The organism is Lentzea indica, assembly GCF_012184385.1.
GTDB lineage: Bacteria > Actinomycetota > Actinomycetes > Mycobacteriales > Pseudonocardiaceae > Lentzea > Lentzea indica.
Map to the genome: position 1 here is coordinate 1 of NZ_VSRL01000452.1, position 3,496 is coordinate 3,496.

Annotated in this window: 5 protein-coding genes; all 5 read left to right on the forward strand. The window is 70.5% G+C overall.

Going from position 1 to position 3,496, the window contains the following annotated elements; genetic code table 11:
• Positions 1-128 precede the first annotated feature (128 nt).
• A complete protein-coding gene (locus FXN61_RS48205) occupies positions 129-1,031 on the forward strand; it encodes an AAA family ATPase (protein WP_167980454.1) in 903 nt (300 codons plus the stop codon).
• On the forward strand, positions 1,028-1,414 hold the full coding sequence (locus tag FXN61_RS48210; RefSeq protein WP_167980455.1) for a hypothetical protein: 387 nt from the start codon (positions 1,028-1,030) through the stop codon (positions 1,412-1,414). The genes FXN61_RS48205 and FXN61_RS48210 overlap by 4 nt, the downstream gene beginning before the upstream one ends.
• A 10-nt stretch (positions 1,415-1,424) precedes the next feature.
• Positions 1,425-2,264, forward strand: a complete 840-nt coding sequence (locus FXN61_RS48215) for a metallophosphoesterase family protein (RefSeq protein WP_167980456.1) — start codon at positions 1,425-1,427, stop codon at positions 2,262-2,264.
• Positions 2,261-2,902 carry an AAA family ATPase gene (locus FXN61_RS48220; protein ID WP_167980457.1) on the forward strand — a complete coding sequence of 214 codons (642 nt, stop codon included), beginning with the start codon at positions 2,261-2,263 and terminating at the stop codon, positions 2,900-2,902. Before FXN61_RS48215 ends, FXN61_RS48220 begins: the two co-directional genes overlap by 4 nt.
• Before the next feature lie 68 nt (positions 2,903-2,970).
• Positions 2,971-3,496 (forward strand): hypothetical protein (locus tag FXN61_RS48225; protein ID WP_167980458.1); only part of this gene is annotated, 526 nt, incomplete at its 3' end.

Below are 3,496 nucleotides of genomic sequence, written 5' to 3' on the forward strand. Positions count from 1 at the left end.
CGCCGCGCCCGCGAACGCGTACATCAGCAGTACTTCGTTCCTGGTGAACCCGCCGAGCGCGTTGATCTGGGTGAAGAGGATCAGAATGACGATCAGCTCTCGAGGTCAGGGCGTTCGCGGACGCCGAGGTGCTCGCCGACGTGACCGAGGCGGAGAACTGGATTCGCAAGACCGCGGCCACGCTGCGGTCCGAGCGCATCGCGCCGTTCGCCAAGGAGTCGCAGCGGATCTGGCAGCGGTTGCGGCAGCAGAGCAACGTCGACCTGGGCGCGGTGCGGCTCGGCGGCACCCGCAACGTCGAGCTGGACGTGTCGGTCGACGGCGTCTCGAACTCGGCGCTGGCGGTGATGAGCCAGGGCGAGCTGCATTCGCTGGGGCTCGCGTTGTTCCTGCCGCGCGCGATGGTGGACGAGAGCCCGTTCCGGTTCGTGGTGATCGACGACCCGGTGCAGGCGATGGATCCATCCAAAGTGGACGGACTCGCGCAGGTGCTCGCCGACGTCGGCCTCACCCGCCAGGTCGTGGTCTTCACGCACGACGAACGGCTCGTGGAAGCCCTGCGGCGGTTGCGTTTGAGCGCGACCGTCTGGGAGGTCTGCCGCGGTGAGGAGTCCGTCGTGCAGGTGCGGATGTCCGATGATCCCGTCGGCCGGTGCCTCAACGACGCCCGCGCGATGCGGGGTGACGAGGACCTGCCGGAAGCCTTGCGGGCCGAGCTGGTGGCGTCGTGCTGCCGGTCGGCCCTGGAAGCGGCGTCGCATGCCCGGTTCCGCCGCGAACGGCTCGGCCGCGGGATGCCGCACGCCGAGGTCGAACGCGTGCTGGAATGCGCGTTGACGACCAGGCAGAAGATCGCGCTGGCCGTGCTCGACGACCTCGGGGAACCGGCGAAGCTGTTGCCGCACCTGGAGGACGTCGTCGGGTCGTGGGCGGTCGACCTGCTTCAGGCGTGCCGGGTCGGCGGTGAAGGCGGCGACCTGGACGTGCTGATCCGCGACACCGAACTGCTCGCGGGGTGGTTGCAGCGATGAACCTCCCCTCGGACGTGCAGGACCGGCTGACCTGCGTGGCGAACCTGCTGGCGCGGCCGGAGCAGCTCGACGGTGTGCGGATCCGGTGCTGCGCGGAGCTGTTGCGCACGGCGGTGGAACGTTCCGTCGCTCGTGCTTGCGGTGCCGAGAACACCGACCAGCCGGTGCACGCCCTGCTGATCAGCCTTCCGTCCCATGTGGACGCCGACGTGGCGCACGACGCCTCCCAGCTGTGGCACGCGCTGAGCCGCGCGATCCGGCACCACGGCTACGAGCTCACCCCGACCATCGCGGAGCTGACCGGCTGGCACGCCGACACCGCGTCCGTCGCCGCGGCTCTTCAGCCGACCATGACCCTGTCCGGCACCATCGACCTCACCTGAAGAGGCACCGGTGAAACTGCTGCTGTTCGCGGACCTGCACCTGGACACGCGCTTTCCCAGCGCGGGTCCCGCGCGGCGCCAGGCGTTGCGCGACACGCTGGGCCGCATCGTGGATCTCGCCCAGGAATCGAACGTCGACGCGGTGCTCTGCGCCGGCGACCTGTACGAGCACGATCGTTGCTCCCCTTCTACGGCTTCCTTTCTGCAGTCGACGTTTGACTGCTCGTTGCCGGTGTTCCTGGCGCCGGGCAACGACGACTGGTACGGGCCGCAGTCGGTCTACCAGCAGGTGGACTGGACGCCGAACGTGCACGTGTTCTCCTCCGAGTCGTTGACGCCCGTGGAACTCGCCGACGGCGTCACGTTGTGGGGCGCCGCGCACGTCGGACCCGGCCCGGCAAGGGACTTCCTGGACGGGTTCTCCGTCAATCGGGCAGGGGTGAACCTGGCGCTGGGCCACGGTTCCGCGCCGGACGACGTCGCGATCACGGGCTTGGACCACGCGTTCCTGGGCCACGTGCACACACCGGAGCACGCCGTCCGATACACGTTCCCCGGCAACCCTGATCCGTTGACACCGGGCGAGACCGGTGAGCGCGGGGCCGTTCTGTGCACGGTGCACGACGACGGCACGGTGTCACGCGAAGTCTTCGACGTGTCGGCGTCACGGTCGCTCGGACTGTTGGCTGAGCATTCTGAGGCGTTTCCGTTGGTGGACGTCGATTCCGTTGCCGCGGAACGGACCGTGCGCGGCCAGTTCGTGCGGGACGTGCTGGCGGATCCGTCTTTGGACACGGCGTTGCGCGGCCGCGTGCTCGCGACAGGCCTGCGGGCGTTGGAGGAGCGATGAGAATCGAGTCGGTGACCGCGCACGCTTTCGGTCCCCTGCACGACAGGACACTGCCGTTGGCACCCGGCCTGACCGTGGTGTCGGGCGTGAACGAGTCCGCGAAGTCGTCATGGCACGCCGCCATCCGCGCCGCTCTGTGCGGTGAACCGTCGTCGCGGCACCGCCCGTGGCACGGCGAGTCCTGGCGTGTGGCGGCGACGGTGTCGCTGGAGTCCGGTGAGGTCGTCGCGGTGGACCGCGACCTGAACGACGACTCGTCTCCTGACGTCGCACGCCGGGTCGGCATGGACCGCACCTCGTTCGCCGCCACCGCCTGCGTGGACCAGGCGCAGCTGCTGAACGTGCTGGACGCCGCGGACGGCCTGCAGGACCACCTGCGCCGCGCCGCGGCCACCGCGGGCACGGACGGCACGGTGGAGCAGGCGTTGCAACGACTGACCGCTCCTGTCGACGCGTTGCGAGATGCCCGCAACCGCTTGCGCGAGGCGGAAACGGACCTGGCCGCGGCACGCCGCGAGCACGACCGCTACCTGGAACTGAGCACGCAGGGCCGTTCGGCCGCTGCCGCTCGCGCACGCCTGGCCGTCCAGGAGCACGCTGCTTCACTCGACGCGCTGTCCGCTCGAGCGCTCGGCTGAGCGAGCTGCAGGAACGCTTCGGCGACTCCCCGCCGTCCGGCCTCGCCGCGCAGGAGGAGCTGACCCACGTGGTCAACCGCGCTCTGGCCGCGTGGCGAGCCGCCCCGGCCCCTCGCGTGCTGACCGGCCCGTCGTCGTCGAGTCTCGCAGGCGAGCTCGAATCGCTCCCCGACGTCCCCGTCGGCGAGACCGCGGTGGACGAGGAGCTCCGCGTCGTGGCATCGGCGTACGCGACCGCTTCCGCGGTCGCCGCCGCGCACGACGAACGCAGGCCTCAACCCCCGACCACCGCCGAACCATCAGTGCTGCGCGGCCTGGCCACGCGCCTGGACCCGACCAGCGGCGCACGCCTGACCACCGCGTCGATCGAGGTGGACGGTGCCCGCCAGATCCAGGACGAAGCCGCCGCCAACGCGGCCCGCACCCAGGTCGAGGCCGACGTGGCGGCAGCGCGCGTGCAGGAGATCGCGGTGCCGAACCCGTTTCTGCGCAACGCTTTGCTGGCCCTGAGCTGCCTGACCACGGTGGTCGGCCTGCTGCTGTTCCTGACCGACCAGCGACTCGCCGCCGCCGGAGTCCTGGTGGCCGCGCTGG

Bases quoted from the DNA above. Each gene is read 5' to 3' on its own strand.
- FXN61_RS48210 (WP_167980455.1), top strand. From the start codon at position 1,028: ATGAACCTCCCCTCGGACGTGCAGGACCGGCTGACCTGCGTGGCGAAC.
- FXN61_RS48220 (WP_167980457.1), top strand. From the start codon at position 2,261: ATGAGAATCGAGTCGGTGACCGCGCACGCTTTCGGTCCCCTGCACGAC.